Genomic DNA, 20,940 nt, shown 5'->3' with positions numbered 1-20,940 from the left:
TTAACTAATTTATTTCTTGTTATTATATGAAATTTATGGTTATGGATTTAATCTTTTTATTCTACAGTTATAGCATCTACAGGACATTGACTTTCTGCATCTTTAGCACTTTCAACAATATCTTCTGGTATTTCTATATCTTTAGCAACAGCTTTATCATCGTCATCCATCTCAAATATTTCTGGACAAATACTAGGACATAAACCACAGCCTATGCATAAATCTTTGTCAACACGCCCTTTCATAAATATACCTCCTTAGAATTTTATTCTGATAACAATCTTTTTTCACCTTGTAATTCTTTAATAGGTGCAATATTTTGAGTGACTTCAAGTGTACCAAGATATTCTCCATTTTCATCTCTCACAGCAAAATACCTTATATACACATATAAATCTCCCATTTTGATCCAAAAATCCTCATGATCCTTTCTGCCCGCCTTAAAATCTTCTAGCATTTTATTGACAATTTGAACACTTGCAGGTGGATGGCAATTTTGTACACTCCTACCTATAACAGCTTTTGTTCTAGGAAAAACTCTTTCCTTCCCTTGAGAGAAATATTTAACTATATCATCTTTATCAATAAAAGTGATATCAAATGGTATAGTATTAAAAATAGTATTAACTTCTTTAAAAGAAAGTATTCCCGTGTTAAATTTAATATATCCTTTATCTAATTTTATATCATCTTTTTCTTTTTCTTCTAAATTAACTCTTTCTGGAACCCATTTTCCTTTTGGTCCTACTATACAATACCCTATTTCATCACTTTCATTGTAAATACTTACCCATTCGTCTTCTGTCAGAGAATCTATTGCCATAGGAAATAATATACTTTTTTCTTTGAATATCATTTCTTTTATTTTATTTATAACCTCTTCTGATTTTTCAACTATTTTTTCTTTTTTAGGATGGTCTTCGGAAAGTAAATTTTTAACTAATTTCAGTCCTTGCCTTATTTCATCGTCTACTCCCCACATTACCTTAGGTGGTGCAGTAATACCATACTTTTCAAGGTATGGAAATATCAAATTTTCTTTCCTTTTATAATGCTTATCTAAGTCCCATAATAAATTAAAATCTTGTACTAAATTATTCTTATTTTCAACACTGTCTTCTTGTTTATAAGCATTAATATGCTCCTTAACATCCCTATCAATAAACTCTTCCACTGCTTCATTTTCAATTTTAAATGTATTAAGAGGATGCCCTGGTATATCCAAAATAGACTTTGGTTGATGTATTTCTTCTATAGAACCTTTAAAAACTGCTGCATGTACATCACATAGTCTCTGAACTTCACTTACAGGCATTCCTTCCATAATTAAGCTTTGTTCCATTTGTGATATTTCAGAAGCAGATATTCCTTCTATAAGTTTTGCAAATCTTTCTCTTACTTCTTCAACAGTTTTTCCATCATGAAGTTCCATTATTAATTCTTTTAATACTTTCTGCCTATATTCTCTATTGTTTATAGCTTCGCTCATATATTCTCACCCTTTCTCTGTGCACTAAATACTACAATATATCTTTTCCTATTCTAATCTATTTTATTTTTTAATTTGCGGAAATTTCATAATAACATATTATGCAATTTCCGCAAATTATAAAATCGCATAATATATTATGCGATTTTTTCAATTATATATTTATTTCTTTAAAACTTTTTTAAGAAACATACCAGTATATGATTCTTTAACCTTACATATTTCTTCTGGAGTTCCTTTAGCTACAACTGTTCCTCCCTTATCTCCACCTTCTGGTCCTAAATCAATGATATAATCAGCAGTCTTTATTACATCTAAATTATGCTCTATAACTACAACTGTATTGCCTCCTTGCACAAGTTTGTTTAATACATGAATAAGCTTGTGTATGTCTGCAGAATGAAGTCCAGTAGTTGGTTCATCTAGTATATACATAGTTTTTCCAGTACTTCTTTTGCTAAGTTCCGTAGCAAGCTTTACTCTTTGAGCTTCTCCACCAGAAAGCTGAGTTGATGGCTGACCTAATTTAATGTATCCAAGTCCAACATCATACATGGTTTCTAATTTGCGTTTGATTCTAGGTATATTTTCAAAAAATTCTAATGCTTCTTCTACAGTCATGTCTAAGACATCAGATATTGTCTTCCCCTTGTATTTTACTTGCAATGTTTCCCTGTTATATCTCTTACCTTTACATACTTCACATGGTACATAAACATCAGGCAAAAAGTGCATTTCTATCTTAATTATGCCATCTCCCTTACAAGCCTCGCATCTTCCTCCTTTAACATTGAAGCTGAACCTTCCTTTGCTATATCCTCTCGACTTTGCTTCAGGTGTCATAGCAAATATATCTCTTATATGGTCAAATACTCCAGTATAAGTAGCTGGATTTGATCTTGGTGTTCTTCCAATGGGAGATTGGTCTATTTCTATTATTTTATCTATATTTTCTATCCCTTTAATAGCTTTATGCTTTCCAGGCTTACTTTTTGCTCTATGCAGTTCTTGTGCTATTCGCTTATATAATATTTCATTTACAAGAGTGCTTTTACCTGATCCTGAAACTCCTGTGACACATGTAAATACCCCAAGTGGAAATTTTATATCAATATTTTTAAGATTATTTTCTTCAGCTCCTATAATCTCTATCCATTTGCCATTTGGTTTTCTTCTCTTTTTAGGCACTTCTATCTTCTTCTTACCTGATAAATATTGACCTGTGATTGATTTTTCGCACTTTTTTATGTCTTCAACTGTACCTTGTGCAACAACATAGCCCCCATGCAATCCTGCACCTGGTCCTATATCAACTATATAATCAGCACAATACATAGTATCCTCATCATGTTCTACAACTATTAAAGTATTTCCTAAGTCAGTCAAATTTCTAAGAGTTTTTAAAAGCCTGTCATTATCTCTTTGATGCAAGCCAATGCTAGGCTCGTCAAGAACATATAAAACACCTACAAGACTTGAACCTATCTGAGTAGCAAGCCTAATTCTCTGAGATTCTCCTCCAGATAAACTCCCTGCACTTCTCGATAATGTAAGATAATCAAGTCCTACATCTATTAAAAAATTAAGCCTTGCTTTTATTTCTTTTAAAATCTGATGCCCAATAAATTCTTGCTTTTCAGTAAGTTTAAGATTGTTAAAAAAGTCCATAGCCTGTCTTATAGATAAATCTGTTACCTGCGAAATATTTAAACCTCCTACTGTTACAGCTAGTATTTCAGGTTTTAATCTTGCCCCTTTACAATCTGGACATGAAATTACACTCATATATTCTTCTATTTTATCTCTCATATAGTCAGAATTTGTTTCTTTGTACCGTCTTTCTAAATTAGTTATTATCCCTTCAAAAGTCCCTGTATAAGTTCTTCTGCCACTAAACTTACTATCAAAGTTAAAAGTAATAACTCTATTCCCTGTTCCATATAAAAGCTCATCAATAAATTTCTTTGGTGCATCCTTTATTGGTGTATCTAGATCAAAATTATTATCATGAGCTATTGTTTTAAAGATTTGATAATAATATGTGTCTTCAGAAGAATTACTATAAGGTGCTATAGCTCCTTGTCTTATAGACAAATTAGGATCTGGAATAACTAACTCGGGATCTACCTTTTTATAACTCCCAAGGCCATTACAGGAAGGACACATCCCAAAAGGGCTGTTGAAGGAAAACATTCTAGGAGAAAGTTCTTCTATAGCTACTCCACAATCCACACATGCAAGTTTTTGACTAAATAACATTTCTTCTCCGTCGATAACATCAACTATCACTAAACCATCAGATAAGCTTAAAGCCGTTTCGATTGAATCAGTAAGCCTTTTTTCTATACCTTCTCTAATAATTATCCTATCTACTACAACTTCAATTGAATGTTTTTTATTTTTTTCCAATTTGATATCATTATTTATATCTATTGTTTCACCATCTACCCTTACTCTCACAAATCCTTCTTTTCTTATAGTATTGAATACTTTTTGATGCTCTCCTTTTCTACCTCTAATTATAGGTGCTAAAATCTGTATCCTAGTACGTTCTTTAAGAGCCATAATTTGGTCAACCATTTGATCCACAGTTTGAGAAGTAATTTCCTTACCACATTTATAACAATGTGGAACACCTATTCTTGCAAACAGCAATCTTAAATAATCATATATTTCCGTTACAGTTCCTACTGTAGATCTTGGATTCTTACTGGTAGTCTTTTGATCTATTGATATAGCAGGAGACAAGCCCTCTATATATTCAACATCAGGTTTTTCCATCTGCCCAAGAAATTGTCTTGCATATGCTGATAAACTCTCTACATATCTTCTCTGTCCCTCTGCATATATAGTATCAAAGGCTAAAGAAGATTTACCTGAACCACTTAGCCCTGTAAAAACTATAAATTTGTTTCTAGGTATCTCTAAATCTATGTTTTTTAGGTTGTGTTCTTTAGCTCCTCTGATAATGATTTTATCCTTTTGCATTCCGTAACCCACCTCATTTATCTAAGTTTAATCTTCAATTCTTGAATCTTATCTCTCAATTCTGCCGCTCTTTCAAAATCTAACTTTTCTGCTGCTTCTAACATTTCTTGTTCCATAGTAGAAATAATGTCTTGAATTTCTTCTTTGGTAAGATTATTTATTTTTTCTACGCTGTATTCTATAGTATCATCTTCTGCTACCTTTGTAGCTTCTATAACATCTCTTATGCCTTTTTTAATAGTTTGAGGAATAATGCCATGTTTGTTATTATACTCCATCTGTATCTTTCTTCTTCTGTTAGTTTCATCAATAGCTTTTTTCATAGACTTTGTCAACACGTCTGCATACATTATTACCTTTCCATTAGAATTCCTAGCAGCCCTTCCTATGGTCTGTATCATAGATGTCTCAGAACGTAAAAATCCTTCTTTATCTGCATCTAAAATAACTACAAGGGAAACTTCTGGCAAATCAAGTCCTTCTCTTAAGAGATTTATGCCCACTAAAACATCAAACTTTCCAAGTCTTAAGTTTCTAATTATTTTCATTCTCTCTATAGTTTTTATATCAGAATGTAAATATGTTACCTTAATCCCTATTTCTTTAAAATACTTAGTTAAATCTTCAGCCATCTTTTTGGTTAATGTAGTTATCAATACTCTCTCATTTTTCTCAACTCTAAGGTTTATCTCTTTTACTAAATCGTCAATTTGATTTTTTGTATGTCTTACTTCAACTTCAGGGTCTAATAATCCAGTTGGCCTTATAATTTGTTCTACTATTTTTTGTGAATGTTCAATTTCATAAGGCCCAGGAGTAGCACTAACATAGATTACTTGATTTATGTGATTTTCAAATTCATCAAATCTAAGTGGTCTATTGTCAAGAGCTGAAGGTAATCTAAATCCATATTCCACAAGGGTTGTTTTTCTTGATTTATCCCCTTCATACATGCCTCTAATTTGGGGAATAGTTACATGAGACTCGTCTATTATCATCAAATAATCATCAGGAAAATAGTCTAGAAGAGTATATGGCTTACTTCCAGGTGGCCTTCCACTGATATGTCTGGAATAATTTTCTATTCCCTGGCAAAATCCCATTTCCTTAAGCATTTCTATATCATACATAGTCCTTTGCTGTATTCTTTGAGCTTCTAAAAGTTTACCTTGTGACTTTAATTCTTTTATTCTTTCCTCTAATTCAATCTTTATAGTTTTTATCGCTCTATCAATCTTCTCCTTAGAAGTAGCAAAATGAGACGCTGGAAATATTGAAACATGATTCCTTAAACCAATTATTTCTCCAGTTAAAGAATTGACTTCTGTTATTCTATCTATTTCATCTCCAAAAAACTCGACCCTTATAGCATTTTCAGTGGAAGAAGCAGGAAATATTTCTATTACATCTCCTCTTACTCTAAATGTCCCTCTAATAAAATTAATATCATTTCTTTCATATTGTATATCTATTAGCTTTCGTATAACTTCATCTCTGTCTTTAATCATACCAGGTCTTAGTGATATAACCAAGTTTTCATAGTCTATTGGATCTCCTAACCCATATATACACGATACACTGGCAACAATTATTACATCTCTTCTTTCAAATAAAGCTGCCGTAGCAGAGTGCCTTAACTTATCTATTTCATCATTTATTGATGCATCTTTTTCGATATAAGTGTCAGTTTGTGGAACGTAAGCTTCAGGTTGATAATAATCATAATAACTTACAAAATACTCCACAGCATTATTTGGAAAAAACTCTCTAAATTCACTAGCAAGCTGTGCTGCTAAAGTCTTATTGTGTGCAATAACTAGCGTTGGTTTTTGCACTTGTTGAATTATATTCGCCATAGTAAATGTTTTACCTGAACCAGTAACACCTAAAAGAGTCTGATGTTTTAATCCGTCTAATATTCCCTTAGACAATTCATTAATTGCATAAGGTTGATCTCCAGTTGGCTTAAAACTAGACTCTATCTTAAATTTGTTCAAATTTAATCACCTCATATTCGGAACATTTGTTCGAATTAATTATATAAATAAAATATCGTCAAGTCAATGACATTTATATTATATAAGATATAGCTCTTTATACCCAAAAAACATAAAATATAAAAAGGTCATTTCACTTTTTTGTTGAATTAATATAATATAAGTATAAGAGGCATAATTGAAGGAGGATGGATATGAAAAAAATAATTTTGCCCTTAGTACTAATCTTAGCCTTCTCAGGATGTAGTATGAAAAATGAAATAGATAATAAAATTCCTGCTAAAGTTAGTAACAATTCATCATCGGAAATTGAAATATCAAAAGAAGTTTCAGTAGATTATGAAGTTGAATCAATAGTATTGTCTAAGGGCTATCAATCTATTGAACCTCATGCAGAAATATTAGTAAAGTCAAAACCTCCAAAATTTCTAATTTCTCTTGGACTAATTGAATGCTCAGAAGTATATATTGATAAAATTACAAAATTAAACAATGAAATTAATATATATACTAATAAAGTTATGCAAGATGGAAAAAATCAAATAGTAGTTCCTCAATTATTAATTCAATTTAAAGGACTTGATATAAGCAAATTAGAAGATTTAAAATTTAATATTATTGGAACAAATTATAAACCTATTAGTCTTAAATATGACAAGACTCATGCTTTAAATAAAATTTATGCAGAATATAAGCTCACATCAAATACTATTCCAAATGTAAACGTGATTAATAATCAAGAAAAATATCTTTGGGATATAGAATTAAATAATGTGTTCGACACCAGTGAATATAATTTTCCTATAGTAAATTTCAAAGCACAAATAGATGCCATAACAGGCGAAATAATTTCTTCAAACAAAAAAATCATTGCAAAATACATAAGTGAAGGAAAAATATTAGACTATAATTCTCAAAACACAATAATATATAAAACAAAAGAAGTATCAAATGATACAGAATTTGAAACGCTTTGGTCATTAATGGCAAATGAAAATGATATATCTAAAATTTATACAACACACAACTCAATATATACTGCAAAATCAAGCCCTGACGGCAAACATATAGCCTTAATAGAATCCAGCAGTGAAGGTATAACTAATTTGTATTTAATAAATTTAGTTAATAAAACAACTCAAAAAATTACACCAAATGATTGCCATCACACTTGGAATATAGCTTGGCATGGCAATAATTTATTGTACTTCTTAAATAATGATTCTGAAAATAAATCTACTTTGTTCGCTTATAACATAGAAAATAATGACTATAGTATAATATCTATATTCCCAAAATGTTTATCTAATATGGTAACAAATAATAAACTAACAGTTTTTGAAGAATATGATGAAAAAAATGAAAATAAAAATATATATTTGTTAAATGATAAGGAAAATTTAGTTAAAATAGATAATGGGTTCAATACTGTATTTTTAGGTGAAAATAAAGTTGCATATTTAAAGAAAGTAGGAGAAAATAATGATATTTTTCTTTATCTATATGATGTAAAATCTAAAAATATAGTTTCTAAATTACATTCAAATGTTAAATCATTTAAATATTTAGATAATGGCTCAATTTTATTAATAAAATCAAATAACCAAGATTCTAATTATTCCTTATTTAAGTATAATATCAATAGTGATAGTATTGAAAAAATTATAGATATTATAAGCGAAGATATATATTATGATAAAGAAAGCAATATCTTGTATTTCAATATAATTCCACCTATCGATGGAGTTGATAAAAATTGTATATATGAATTAAAATTACAAGAGAAAGTAAACTAGTTTGCTTTCTCTTGTAATTTTATAAATATTTTATGCAATAAGCCATATTTCTCTTCTATTGAATAACTATAACTTGATTGTTTAGGTATCACAAGCATATCAAGACTTGTTATTCCTTTTTTATCATCTTTATATTCTGCAGTTTTAACACGTCCTTTATTATCATAGTAATCAATCCAAATATATCTTGGTCTATAAAAAAGTATTTTTTGTACATCTTCCTTTTTATTAACCAGTGTGCCATTTACAGATATTATTGTATTGCCACTTTCTAGCCCGATTTTGTCTGCTATTCCACCACTCATCACATCTAATACCTTTATTCCTTTAACAGGAGAAATAAAAATTGGCAAACCATTTTTTTCTTTCTTCTTACCTAACTGAATTACAAATTCGTGAGCTACTGGTGAAAATATTGCTGCTATAAACCTAAATAACAGTATTTTCCTAGAAAAAATAGATAATATCAATAAAATGGTGCTATATATTAGCAAATTCGCAGCTGTCTCTCTTGATTTTTCTTGGGGATATTTAGTTATAGATATATCACCATAACCCAACATAGCTACAATACCTGTCAAATAAAAATGACTACTATAATAACCTGGATTCACAATCATAGAAAGCGGGATAGGCCAAAAACGAAACATATTAAAACATCCAACAGTTTTATCGTCCTTTTCAATTAACAATGGAATTCTACTTTTATGACCGTCAATCAAAATAAGTACACTTTCCACAAAATGTAATATTGCTATTACAGACATTACACTTGGTATATCTATACTTGGCCAACCTATTGTTAAACTTAATATAGATAAAATACCACCACTATATGAAAAACATATAAATCTTGGATGGACCATCATTAATAATATTGACAATATTAACAAATAAGAAAAATTATAAGGGGATATTGAAACTTTAAAAAATATTATCATAATACTCCCTATAATGCCGCCTATAATACCAGTCAAAGCAGCAGAAAAAGTCCTTCCTATAGAAGATTGATTATTCTTTCCAATTATATTTTTTTCTAGTTTCCCAATTTTTTTATACTGCAACCATATAATGAAAACGACTATCCAATAAATAGGACTTTTTAAACAATTACAAAATGAAGCAAATGCTATTTCAAAAGTAAAAAGCACAATCTCTCACTCCCAATTATTCGAAAAAATTTTATAATATAATTATAGCCATTAGACAAAAATCTAACGGCTATAATTATATTATTTTATCTGTTGACTTATTACTTCTATAGCTTTTTTCAGTTGAGTATCTTGTGAAATGTTATCAACTCCAAACATCTCAACATTATCTGGAAGTTTCACTTCTATATTTGGTTCAATTCCTACACCATGAATATTTTTACCACTAGGGGTAAAGTATTGAGATACAGTAAGCTTGATACCTGAGCCATCTTTTAAAGGTTTTATCCTCTGTACTATGCCCTTTCCAAATGTCTTAGTTCCAATTAATATTCCTCTTCCACTATCCTTTATTGCACCTGATAATATTTCTGAGGCACTTGCACTTCCTTCATTAACTAATAAAACCAAAAGAACATCAATTTTTTCTTTGTCAGATTTTATATATTCTTTATGACCATATTTATCTTCAGTATAAACAATTGTACCTTCCCCCATTAATTCATCAGCAATTTTTGTACAAACATCTAAAATTCCACCTGGGTTATTTCTTAAATCAATAATCAATCCTTTCATGCCTTGTTCTTGAAGATTAGTTAAATGCTTTTTAAAATCATCATAAGTTAATTCATCAAAGGAAATAATTCTTATATATCCAATTTTATTACTTAACATCGTTGATTTAACACTTTTTAATCTTATTTCTTCTCTTTTAATTGTTAAATCAAAAAACTCAGAATTACCTTCTTCGTCTTTTCTTAAGATCGTTAAAACTACATCAGTACCAGGTTCCCCTTTCATTATTTTAACGGCATCATCCATTTTATCTGCTGTAAATTCCTTACCATTTACCTTTACTATCTTATCTCCTGTTTTTATACCAGATTTTGCTCCTGGGGTATCTTCTATTGGAGCAACTACAGTAATAAGGTTATCTTCACCAGGTGTTACAATAACACCTATTCCACCATAAACTCCCTTTGTATGCTCAATCAAGTCATTAAATTCATCCTTAGTCATATACACAGAATAAGGATCTTCTAAAGATTGAAACATTCCTTTCAATTGCCCCTCAAAAAGCTTGTTTTCATCAACATCTCCTAAATAGTTTTCTTTTATTAAATTCTCCAAATAAATAGCTTTTGAATATTTTTGGTAGAATTCATTTAACTCAGCATATTTAGCATTTGTTAATGAAAATGTAAGTAAGCTAGATAAAATTACTAACAACAAACCCCAAATTAAAGCCTTTTTTTTAGAAATCATACTTTCACCTCGATTAGTTATGTATACTATACTATTTTATTTAACATATGTTATCATTATACCACCATATAACTATCTTTACAAAATACATTGAAGAAATTAAATATAAAAAATTTATAAAATATATAGAAAAAACATGTAAAAAACCGCTTCAAATAAAGCGGTTATTTATTTAATATTTCTTTTAACTCAAGTAAAAATTTTTCTGTTTGCTCAATAGTTCCAGTACTAACTCTTATCCAATTATCCCATCCCCATAAATATCCTGGTCTTATTATTATTCCTTTCTTCATTAGTTCTTCAAAGACTATTTTTGAATTCATAGTAGTATTAACAAAGATAAAATTTGCATTAGATTTTATATACTCTAGCCCTAAACTATTAAAAGTTTTTTCCATCATACCTAATGACTTGTAATTTAATTTTACAGTTTTGTCTATATGATCTTTGTCTTTTAATGCTCCCATTGCTGCAGCTTGAGCAAGTCTATTTACATTAAACACTCCTTTAACTTTACTCATTTCTGTAGCAATTTTCTTAGAAGTAAGTGCAAATCCAACACGCACTGCAGCAATACCTGCAACTTTAGAAAAGGTTCTCAGTATTATTACATTTTGCCTATCTTTCAATATATCTATACTATTTGGATAATCTGGATTAACTCTAGCATAATCATAATATGCTTCATCAAAAACTATAACAACATCTTCTGGAACGTTTTTTATCAAATAATTAACTTCATCTTTTGTCATAATATTACCTAAAGGATTATTAGGATTACATACATATATCAATTTTGTTTTTTCATTTATTTTTCCAACAAATCCTTCAAAATCATGCTTATTATTTTTTAGAGGAATTCTTACAGGATTTCCACCCATATGTAATACAGTATTTCCATATATACTAAATGTTGTCTTTGCCATTATTGCTTCATCGCCTGGATTTATAAATGTCTGGGCAATTATTTGTAGTATCTGCTCTCCCCCATTGCCGACAACTATATTATCGTAATCTAAATCATATTTTTTTGCTAACTCTTGCCTCAAAGCTATAGCACCAGCATCAGGATAAATGTTTATATTTTGTAACTCATTTCTAACGGCTTCAATTGCCTTTGGAGATGGGCCCAGTGGATTTTCATTTGAAGCAAGTTTTATAACATCTTTCAAGCCATATTCCTTTTTCACTTCTTCTATAGGTTTTCCTGGTACATAAGGCTTCAAATTAGATAACTCTTTTTTAAATATATTTTTAGGCATTTATTCATTCTCCTTTACTAATTATTATTAGAGAAAATTTAACAAGCAGACGCCGAAAGCACTAAAGATAAATATTTTTCTTCAGATGAAGCCCCTCTAGAAGTTAATACAATAGGAACTTTAGCTCCCACAATAAATCCTGCCATTTTGGAATTTGCAGAATAAATAAGGCATTTACCTAAGATATTGCCAGCTGTTATATTCGGAACAACTAAAATATCCGCATCACCAGCTACAGGGCTTTTAAAGCCTTTTATAACAGCTGATTCTTTATGAACAGCTAAATCATAAGATATTGGCCCTTCAATAATGCAATTTTGAATCTCACCATTTTCATTCATTTCTTTTAGTTTTTGAGCATCAACAGTCTCTGGCATCTTAGGATTAACTTTTTCTACTGCTGCTAATACCGCTACCTTGGGCTTTTCATATCCAATGGAAATCAAAGTATCTACTGCATTTTGAATTATCTGCTTTTTCTCTTCAAGGCTTGGATACATTACCATACCACCATCTGTAGTAACTATCAGTTTATGATAATTAGGTACTTCTTGAATTACAAAATGTGACATTAGTCTACCAGTTCTCAGTCCTCCTTTTTTGTCAACAACAGCCTTTAAAAGATCAGCAGTTTGTATTTTCCCTTTCATTATAAAATCAGCTTTGTTTGCATTAACTAATTCGACAGCTTTGTAAGCAGCTTCACTTTCATTTTTAACATTGACAATAAATTCATCATCAATTAAAAAATTATTCTTACTTAAAATTTCATTAATTTTTGCTTTATCTCCAATTAATATAGGGTCAACAATATTATTTTTTTTAGCTCTAAAAACAGCTTCTAAAGTATGCTCATCTTGAGCAGCTACTACAGCAACTTTTTTCTTATCTTCGAAACTACAAACCTTCTTTATTAATTGATCAAAGTTTTTAATCACCATACTAATTCTCCTCATCATAGAATTGTTATCAATCAATTTATTCTCACAGGCATATTTCAACCTAAAACTTAAATCAAATAAAATTATATTATATTCATACCTATATTTAAAGCTTTTATATTTATATCAATAAATTTTTCTTTAACTGTATTTCTTATAACATTTTCCCAATTTATATCTGTTAAATTCATAGCTTTAACTAATGCACCAAGTAATACGATATTCATTACTTTTATATTTCCTAAATCTTTTGCAATTTGTGCAGCATTTATTATACTAGTGTTTACTTTTTCTTTTATTAATTCAATAACTCCTTTTGGATAATCTTCTTTTCCTGTAAGAATTGGTGCAGAAGGTATTTCATAATCATTTACTACAGCTTTTCCATCTGGCTTTAAATATTCTAACCATCTTAGTGCTTCCATTTTTTCAAATGAAACTAAAATATCAGCTCCGCCTTTTCCAATAATAGGTGAAAAAACTTTCTCACCATATCTAACTTGAGTAGAAACACTACCCCCTCTTTGAGCCATTCCATGAATTTCAGACATTTTTACATCATACCCTGCTTCAACAAGGCCAGTTGATAATACTTTACTTGCTAAAATTGTACCTTGCCCTCCTACTCCTACTAACAATATACTCTTTGTTTCTGCCATTTTATTCACCCACCTTACTAATAGCATTTACAGGGCATACCTGCATACAAAGTTCGCAACCAACGCATTGAGTTTTATCAATCTTAGATTTTTTTATCACTTTATCAAATTTTATAGCTGGACATCCTGTATTTACACACATTTTACATCCAATACATTTTTCTTCATTAATTTCACATTTTCCTATATGAACTTCAAACTCCTTCTTATCATATTCTGATAATTTCTTAAGAGCACAAGGCCATCTAGAAATAATTACTGATGGTTCATCAAGTTCAAATGCCCAATCAAAAGCTTCCTTAAGCTCATCTAATTTTAATGGATTAACTGTTTTTACATGTTCAATACCTAAAGCTTTAACTATATCTGAAATATTTGCCATTTTAGTTTCCTCACCTTGAAGTGTATAACCAGTTCCAGGATTATCTTGGTGACCTGTCATACCAGTAACTCTATTATCAAGAATACAAGTAATAGTATTCCCTTTATTATATACGACATCTAAAAGACTATTTATACCAGTATGGAAAAATGTAGAATCACCTATTACACTTACAACTCTCATGTCTTTATTAAATTTGTCAAATATTTTCTTAGCACCATGTCCTAAGCTAATACTTGCACCCATGCATATAGTTGTATCCATAGCATTTAATGGATCTGCTCCACCTAAGGTATAGCACCCTATATCACCTGTTATCATAACGTTTTTTCTCTTGCTCAATTCATAGAAAAATCCTCTATGTGGACAACCTGCACAAAGTGTTGGTGGCCTATTTACAACAGAAGACTTATCATATTCTATAATTGTTTTTTCTTCTCCAAGCAAAGCCCTTCGCACAATATCTGGATTAAGCTCCCAAATGTTAGGTATTTTTTCTTTTCCTATACATTCAATACCTGCAGCTTTAATTTGTTCCTCCATAAAAGGTTCTAGTTCTTCTATAACATAAAGTGTCTCAACTTCATTTGCAAACTTCTTTATTTTTTCCATTGGTAGAGGAAAAGTAAAGCCTAACTTCAAATATGAAGCTTTATCTCCAAATACTTCTTTAGCATATTGATAAGCTACTCCAGCAGAGATAACTCCTACCTTTTTATCATTCCATTCAATATAGTTTAGTTCAGTTTCGTTTGAAAATTTTTCTAGTTTTTTAAGTTTTTCCTCTACTTTAACATGTAATTGCTTAGCAACAGCAGGAGCTGTGTAATATTTTTGTAAATCTTTTTTGTATGGTCTAATAGTAACTTCTCTTCTTTTACCAATCTCTACTAAAGACTTACTGTGGCAAATTCTTGTAGTCAGTCTCATAAGGACTAAAGTATCAAACTTCTCACTTATCTCCATAGCTGCAATAACCATATCTTTAGCTTCTTGACTGTTGCTTGGTTCTATCATAGCTACCTTAGCTGATTTTGCGTAATACCTATTATCTTGTTCATTTTGAGATGAGTGTAAACTAGGGTCATCTGCAGTAATTAAAACCATACCTCCATTAATACCGGTATATCCAATAGTAAAAAATGGATCAGCAGCTACATTTAAACCTACATGCTTCATAGCAGCAAGTGATCTCGCCCCTGCAATAGATGCACCTAGAGCAGATTCTACAGCAACCTTTTCATTTGGTGCCCATTCTGCTATTATATCTTCTTTAAAAGGTGCAATATTTTCCAATATTTCTGTACTTGGCGTACCTGGATAAGCAGCTGCATAACTAATACCTGCTTCATAAGCTCCACGAGCTACCGCTTCGTTTCCTGTCAACAATTTTTTCATTTATTGTTCCCTCCTTTTATTCTATTTAATATTTGTAAATAATATTTTTATACAATTATTCAAATTTAAAAAATTGACTTTTATCATAATTCATGTAAACAATATTTAACTTTTATTAATAATAATCATAATAATAATTATAATTGCAAAATTTATACCAAAATAAAATTTTATACTTAATCTTTTAAACTTATATATGTAGAGCTAAATTATTTTTTAATTGGAGTTTTTAACGTATAACAACTACTATTTTACAATTTAGAAGAAAATACAATGAATGACAGTAAAAATAAATGGGTTAAAAGGTATTGATTATCAATACCTTTTAACCCATTTTTAAATATCTTAACACACGTCTTCCATATTCAGTTATGGTCGTCCCACTCCGCCCTTTAGATATTTCTACCATTAAATACCGTTCCAAGTTAATTAACATTTTCCTTATTTCTTGCTCACTAATAAATAAACCTTTATCTTTTGCTATTTTGTAAATACTCCTTCTACCTAATCTCTTATTATTTGTATAAGCTTTTTCTAATTCTTCTAAAACAAAAATATATTTCCTTATATTCTTTTCAGCCATTTCTATAAAATTTATAACATTTGTTTTTTCATTTTCACTAAGAACTGAATTATTTTCTCCTTTTTCATGATCAAAAGGTAAGTCTTCAACGTCTATTTTATCTAATCCTAGATTAACAAAATATTCAACATAATTTCTTAACTCTCTTACATTCCCCTTCCAACTGTAATTTAATAATAATTCTTTTGCCTTTTCTGATAAGACAAAATGACTATTAAATTCTTTTTTTATTTGATCTATAAGAAATAATATATCTTCTTTTCTAGACCTTAAAGGAGGTATTTTAAGAGGAAGCACATTTAATCTATAATACAAATCTTGTCTAAATTCTCCTTTTTCCACCATTTTCTTTATATCTCTATTAGTAGCAGCCAACACTCTAACGTCAATATTTATTATTCTATCTCCACCTATTCTTACTATTTCTCTTTCTTGTAAAACTCTAAGAAGTTTTACTTGAAGATTTATAGGCATCTCTGCAATTTCATCTAAAAATAAGGTTCCTTTATGAGCTAATTCAAATAATCCAGGTTTACCACCTTTACGTGCACCAGTAAATGCTCCTTCTTCATACCCAAATAATTCGCTTTCCAAAAGGTTTTCAGGAAAAGCCCCACAATTAACTGCAACAAATTGATAGTTTCTTCTCCTCGAATTATTGTGAATAGCTTGCGCAAATAACTCTTTACCTGTTCCCGTTTCCCCTGTTATCAATACTGATGAATCAGATTTTGCCATTCTCTTTGCTATTTCTTTGCATTTATTTATAGCATTACTTTTTCCCATTATATCATCAAAATCATACTTAGCTCTATGTCCTTTACCAATCAACTGTTCCCTTAATCTATGTTGTTTTTTTTCAGTATCACTATATTTCCTAATTATCGCAACGGCTCCATATAATTTTCCTGAATGAATTAATGGATGAACCGAAACAACAATATCATATCCATGAATTTTGACAAGCTTTTCTTCAACCGGTTTTAATTTATTTAAAACAAAGCTAAAAGGTATTTCAGGGAGTAACTCTATTCCGCTTCTATTGATAGCTTGTTTTTCACTAAGTCCAATTATTTTTTCAGCATTTTCATTATACAAAAATATAATTCCCTCCGTATTAACGCTTATAACACCAGCGTCAATAACTTGAAGTAAAATATCAAGATGGCTTTCTCTGCTATTTGTTTGACCTAAAATTTCAGATAACCCAAAGTTTGCAGTTTCAATTTCTTTGTAGCTTTTCTTAATATTCTGTCTGTCTAATATGGGAATTAAATCAAATTTTTCTCCTATATCAATTATTGTATTAAGGTCTAATAAACTATTGCCTATGTTAATAATTTCTTTTGCAGAGTCTGGAATATATTCAGACTGGCCTAGTATAATCACTGTTTTATCCTGTGTGTTCTCTCCTTGATGTGCTGAAAATGGACGTATTTTTATATGTTTAATACCTAATTGATAGATTACAGAAATCATTTGTTCAGCCATTTCAAGGCTTTCATCAATTAACAATACTTCAGTCCCTTTTGGTATACTCATTATTTTATTTAACGCTGATTTTGATATTGTTCTGTTAGCAAATAGTAATTCACTATCACTTTTTATGTGCTTTTTAATCTTTTCAAACATATCATAAGAAGGAACCAATAATACATCTGCTTTTATATAACCTTCGGTTTTAAGATCATCCAATATGAACTTTTTAATAACAATATTATCAAAAAATAAACTCTTTATTTGTGCATAATATGTGTTAACTGACTCTATACTATAGCTTACTATTGCTAATGTTTTTTTCATAAGATTTCTCCTCTATTAAATCTTCAACCTATTTTTCTTATATGAATATTTACATAATATACTTTATAAAATTATACAAGTTTTTCATATAAAAAGATACTGTCAAGTAAAAGTTGGCAAAATTATTATTTTTAAATTTAATCATCCAATTTTGCTGTTTTAATTATGTTTTTATGCCCGATAGGGCAAGAGTATTCTATTTATACTTTCTACAATTTTAAAAATAAATTTACATATACTTTACAATGATTTCAAAATTGTTATTCTATAATACTAGACTTATGATTATAGAATAACAATAAGTCTGAGAGCCCTATTTTTAGGTCTAATTCTATTTATTCATCAGTATTAATGCTCTATTATGTTGTATTTTTTTAGGCTTATATTAGAGCATAGGTATCGTATGTTAGCTTATTCTTTTAAGTTATATAATATATTAGATATTAAAAACTTAGGTTCATTTGACTTGCACATTTGCAACCTAACATGTCCTTTATGGCTTTTCTTCCGTTAGTTACTGAACATTGACTAAATGGCATGCTTGCTCTTTTGTGTTTGTATATCTTGCTTTTCTTTGGCTTTTTATTTACTTCTGCTGCTGTTAATCCTACTTTTTCTATTATTTCTTCAAGCTTTTCTTCTTTTATTTCTTTGTTCAGTAGTGATTTTATTGTTGTTGCTAATTCTTTGCTTGCTTTTTCTGCTAGTATCTTGGCTAAGTTACTGGCTCCTTGTATTGACCAACTTGTTTTATTCCCTTTCATCCTTTGTGCTAATATATCACATATGCTATGTTCCATTGTTCCTAGATTTCTATATTTAATTCCTTCTGGTGGTTGCGGCATATTTATGTCTGGGCGAAGTTTGTAGAGCACTATCCCTTCTTTGTTGTTTACTAGGTAATTATATAGTGCCTGTAATTTCTTCATTTTCTTTTGATTATCATTGTTTTCTATCATTAGTTTTGTTATCATTTCTAATCCTTCTTCTATGTTACCATTGCTTAGTTTCTTTATTATTTCTTTTGCCTTTTTCTTATCTTCTATGTTCTTAAGTACTGCTTGATTTCTATGAAATGGATCTAATTGAAAGTGTGAATTGTCTTCTTTTATAACTTCTTTTATCCAGTTTGCTCCATCTCCATTTACTATTTTTGTTTCTATTTCGTCAGTATTATATTGTTTCGCTATTTTGGCTTGTCTTAGTTTTCTAAATTCTTTACTACTTCCAAAGCTTGCATATGCTTTTTTGTTCTTTAGTACATATCTATCTTTTTTCTCATGCTTCTTCTCCCAGCCTTCATAAAAAATTCCTAATTTTAGTTCTTTTTTCTCTTTTCCCTTAGTCTTTTTATCTTTACCTTGGATATTTATCCACACTCCATCCATTTCTTCAAACAATATTTTTGTTTCTTTTTTGCCTTGTAATTTTTCTTCGTTGTTTAATTTTATTTCGTGTTTTTCTTTTTGTTTTAGTTGTTCTCCTAAGTTTTGTATTATGTTCCAAGCTGCTGAATGACTTATACTTTGGTTTGTCATTTCTGTTATTTTATTTGCTGTTTTTCTATATGATTCATCTGTTGCTAGATCTACTATTTTTTCTACTAGATTTGTAGATATATGTCCTATGGTTTCCATTTTTAAGTATTCATCTAAAAGGCATTTGTAACCTCTTTTACCCTCTTGTGTAGTATATTGATATATTCTACGTTTATATTCAATTTCGCCCATTATTGTTTTTATGGTAGTTTTCTTTAATCCTTTATTTCTATATTCTTCTTTATCTCTTTCTTTCATTAATTTATTATCTAATTTTTCTAATAGCTCTACGAGCATTTCACATGCCTGTCGGCATACAAGCTTATATATAATTTTCTCTAAGTTCTTGAAATTAATTTCTTTTTCATCTAAACTTATATTATACATGTAATCATCCCTTTTATAGTTTTCTTATTAATTACTATTATATTGGATGATTCATATATGTTAAAGGTGCTTTCGGGCATCTTTTTCATTTTTGTTGTTTTTGCCTACTAAAATTATACTCTAAGATATAAAAAATAAGGGAGTACTCCCTTATTTTTATTTTGGTTTAACCATTGACAATGGATCTATATATTTTCCGTCTTTTCTTACTTCAAAATGAAGATGTGGCCCTGTAGAATTTCCTGTACTTCCTGATTTTGATATTGCTTGTCCCTTACGTACTATATCTCCTTTTTTCACTAACACCTGTGAATTGTGAGCATAAAGAGTAGCAATTCCACCACCATGGTCTATTAATACAGCTTTTCCATAACCACCTAACCATCCAGCATACATTACCCTGCCAGAATTTGCAGCTATTATTGTAGTTCCATAAGGAACTCCTATATCTACACCTGTATGGAGTTTTCTTGTCTTAAAAATAGGATGAATTCTGTATCCAAAAGGAGAAGTAATCCTAGTAATTCCTGGTGAAGGCCATATTAAGTCTCCTCCTATATAATCTTCAGAAGTCTGTTCCCTTAGAATCTTTTCCTCTAAACTTTTCGCTAATTCATTTAATTCATCGTATTGTTTTTCTAGTAATTCTTTATTCTTTTCTAAACTTCTCATTAAATCTTCCTTAGCCCTTGTAGCTAAAATAAGATCGTTCCTTTTATTTTCAAGATTTCTCTTTGCTGCTTCAACAGATTTATGCTGGGCCTCTAAGTCCTTCTTTTTCTGCTCTATAATCGTTTTTTGCTCTTTCATGTACTTAAGAAGTTCAACATCTTGATTAACAATAGATTTGACCATATCGAGTCTTGATAAAAAGTCACTTAAATCACTAGAAGAAAGTAAAACCTCTAAATATCCTACAGTACCATTTTTATACATAACCCTTAGTCTAGAATTTAATGTGTTATTTTTATTCTCAATATTTTCTTCTGCTTGCTTTAATTCCTGTTCTGTTATACTTATTTTCTCATTCAACTGCTTTAGCTGGTTTTCAACTTCCTGTATTTCAGAATTTGCCCTATCTACTTCTAAATCTAATTCTTCAATAGCCTTAGCTACTGCTTGAGTATCGTTTTTATTCTTTGATAGATCATTTTTTATTTTTTCAATCTTCTCATAAGTTGAATTGAGTTTTTCTCTATCACTATTCGTATCTGCATAAACAATAAGAACATTAAATAATAGTATTGAAGCTAAAATTAAATAAAATAACTTTTTTTTCACTTTAAGTAATACCCCCTTT

Annotated in this window: 14 protein-coding genes; 1 reads left to right on the top strand and 13 read right to left on the bottom strand. The window is 29.6% G+C overall.

Features of this window, described 5'->3' with window-relative positions; translation table 11 throughout:
• Positions 1–56: 56 nt before the first annotated feature.
• From ACZ41D_RS04850 to uvrB, 4 genes are all read right to left on the bottom strand, one after another.
• Positions 57–245: a ferredoxin gene (locus ACZ41D_RS04850; protein WP_464152801.1), complete on the bottom strand. Its 189-nt coding sequence runs from the start codon at positions 243–245 to the stop codon at positions 57–59.
• 20 nt (positions 246–265) lie between these two features.
• Positions 266–1,489 carry a DUF438 domain-containing protein gene (locus ACZ41D_RS04845; RefSeq protein ID WP_464152800.1) on the bottom strand — a complete coding sequence of 408 codons (1,224 nt, stop codon included), beginning with the start codon at positions 1,487–1,489 and terminating at the stop codon, positions 266–268.
• Positions 1,490–1,651: 162 nt separating this feature from the next.
• Entirely contained in the window at positions 1,652–4,477 is a 2,826-nt protein-coding gene (gene uvrA, locus ACZ41D_RS04840) for an excinuclease ABC subunit UvrA (protein WP_464152799.1), read from the bottom strand.
• Between the two features lie 17 nt (positions 4,478–4,494).
• On the bottom strand, positions 4,495–6,474 hold the full coding sequence (gene uvrB, locus ACZ41D_RS04835; protein WP_464152798.1) for an excinuclease ABC subunit UvrB: 1,980 nt from the start codon (positions 6,472–6,474) through the stop codon (positions 4,495–4,497).
• 194 nt (positions 6,475–6,668) lie between these two features.
• Here uvrB and ACZ41D_RS04830 point away from each other — a divergent pair, with 194 nt between their 5' ends.
• Complete coding sequence (locus ACZ41D_RS04830) at positions 6,669–8,270, top strand: hypothetical protein (RefSeq protein ID WP_464152797.1); 1,602 nt, start codon at positions 6,669–6,671, stop codon at positions 8,268–8,270.
• Here the strand turns inward: ACZ41D_RS04830 and ACZ41D_RS04825 are convergent.
• From ACZ41D_RS04825 to ACZ41D_RS04785, 9 genes are all read right to left on the bottom strand, one after another.
• Positions 8,267–9,421: a PDZ domain-containing protein gene (locus ACZ41D_RS04825; RefSeq protein WP_464152796.1), complete on the bottom strand. Its 1,155-nt coding sequence runs from the start codon at positions 9,419–9,421 to the stop codon at positions 8,267–8,269. The genes ACZ41D_RS04830 and ACZ41D_RS04825 overlap by 4 nt on opposite strands.
• 81 nt (positions 9,422–9,502) lie before the next feature.
• Positions 9,503–10,687 (bottom strand): S41 family peptidase, encoded by a 1,185-nt coding sequence (locus tag ACZ41D_RS04820; protein WP_464152795.1) that lies wholly within the window; start codon positions 10,685–10,687, stop codon positions 9,503–9,505.
• A gap of 164 nt (positions 10,688–10,851) precedes the next feature.
• Positions 10,852–11,949: a histidinol-phosphate transaminase gene (hisC, locus tag ACZ41D_RS04815; RefSeq protein WP_464152794.1), complete on the bottom strand. Its 1,098-nt coding sequence runs from the start codon at positions 11,947–11,949 to the stop codon at positions 10,852–10,854.
• 38 nt (positions 11,950–11,987) lie between these two features.
• Positions 11,988–12,890 (bottom strand): bifunctional enoyl-CoA hydratase/phosphate acetyltransferase, encoded by a 903-nt coding sequence (locus ACZ41D_RS04810; RefSeq protein WP_464152793.1) that lies wholly within the window; start codon positions 12,888–12,890, stop codon positions 11,988–11,990.
• A gap of 83 nt (positions 12,891–12,973) precedes the next feature.
• The gene (locus ACZ41D_RS04805; protein ID WP_464152792.1) at positions 12,974–13,549 is read right to left on the bottom strand and encodes an indolepyruvate oxidoreductase subunit beta; all 576 of its coding nucleotides are present in this window, start codon (positions 13,547–13,549) and stop codon (positions 12,974–12,976) included.
• A gap of 1 nt (position 13,550) precedes the next feature.
• A complete protein-coding gene (iorA, locus tag ACZ41D_RS04800; RefSeq protein WP_464152791.1) occupies positions 13,551–15,329 on the bottom strand; it encodes an indolepyruvate ferredoxin oxidoreductase subunit alpha in 1,779 nt (592 codons plus the stop codon).
• Between the two features lie 325 nt (positions 15,330–15,654).
• A complete protein-coding gene (locus ACZ41D_RS04795) occupies positions 15,655–17,715 on the bottom strand; it encodes a sigma-54 interaction domain-containing protein (RefSeq protein WP_464152790.1) in 2,061 nt (686 codons plus the stop codon).
• Between the two features lie 443 nt (positions 17,716–18,158).
• Positions 18,159–19,640, bottom strand: coding sequence for an ISLre2 family transposase (locus ACZ41D_RS04790; protein WP_464150702.1), 1,482 nt, complete (start codon positions 19,638–19,640; stop codon positions 18,159–18,161).
• A gap of 156 nt (positions 19,641–19,796) precedes the next feature.
• The gene (locus ACZ41D_RS04785) at positions 19,797–20,921 is read right to left on the bottom strand and encodes a murein hydrolase activator EnvC family protein (RefSeq protein WP_464152789.1); all 1,125 of its coding nucleotides are present in this window, start codon (positions 20,919–20,921) and stop codon (positions 19,797–19,799) included.
• Positions 20,922–20,940: the final 19 nt, after the last annotated feature.

The sequence above is a fragment of the Brassicibacter thermophilus genome (assembly GCF_055378355.1).
The sequence above is the reverse complement of the archived record's forward strand: the minus strand, read 5'-3'. Positions and strand labels throughout refer to the sequence as shown.

Coding starts and splice junctions, on each gene's coding strand:
- ACZ41D_RS04830 (WP_464152797.1), top strand. CDS start 6,669: ATGAAAAAAATAATTTTGCCCTTAGTACTAATCTTAGCCTTCTCAGGA.
- ACZ41D_RS04805 (WP_464152792.1), bottom strand. CDS start 13,549: ATGGCAGAAACAAAGAGTATATTGTTAGTAGGAGTAGGAGGGCAAGGT.
- ACZ41D_RS04820 (WP_464152795.1), bottom strand. CDS start 10,687: ATGATTTCTAAAAAAAAGGCTTTAATTTGGGGTTTGTTGTTAGTAATT.
- hisC (WP_464152794.1), bottom strand. CDS start 11,949: ATGCCTAAAAATATATTTAAAAAAGAGTTATCTAATTTGAAGCCTTAT.
- ACZ41D_RS04790 (WP_464150702.1), bottom strand. CDS start 19,640: ATGTATAATATAAGTTTAGATGAAAAAGAAATTAATTTCAAGAACTTA.
- ACZ41D_RS04850 (WP_464152801.1), bottom strand. CDS start 245: ATGAAAGGGCGTGTTGACAAAGATTTATGCATAGGCTGTGGTTTATGT.
- ACZ41D_RS04795 (WP_464152790.1), bottom strand. CDS start 17,715: ATGAAAAAAACATTAGCAATAGTAAGCTATAGTATAGAGTCAGTTAAC.
- ACZ41D_RS04845 (WP_464152800.1), bottom strand. CDS start 1,489: ATGAGCGAAGCTATAAACAATAGAGAATATAGGCAGAAAGTATTAAAA.
- uvrA (WP_464152799.1), bottom strand. CDS start 4,477: ATGCAAAAGGATAAAATCATTATCAGAGGAGCTAAAGAACACAACCTA.
- iorA (WP_464152791.1), bottom strand. CDS start 15,329: ATGAAAAAATTGTTGACAGGAAACGAAGCGGTAGCTCGTGGAGCTTAT.
- ACZ41D_RS04810 (WP_464152793.1), bottom strand. CDS start 12,890: ATGGTGATTAAAAACTTTGATCAATTAATAAAGAAGGTTTGTAGTTTC.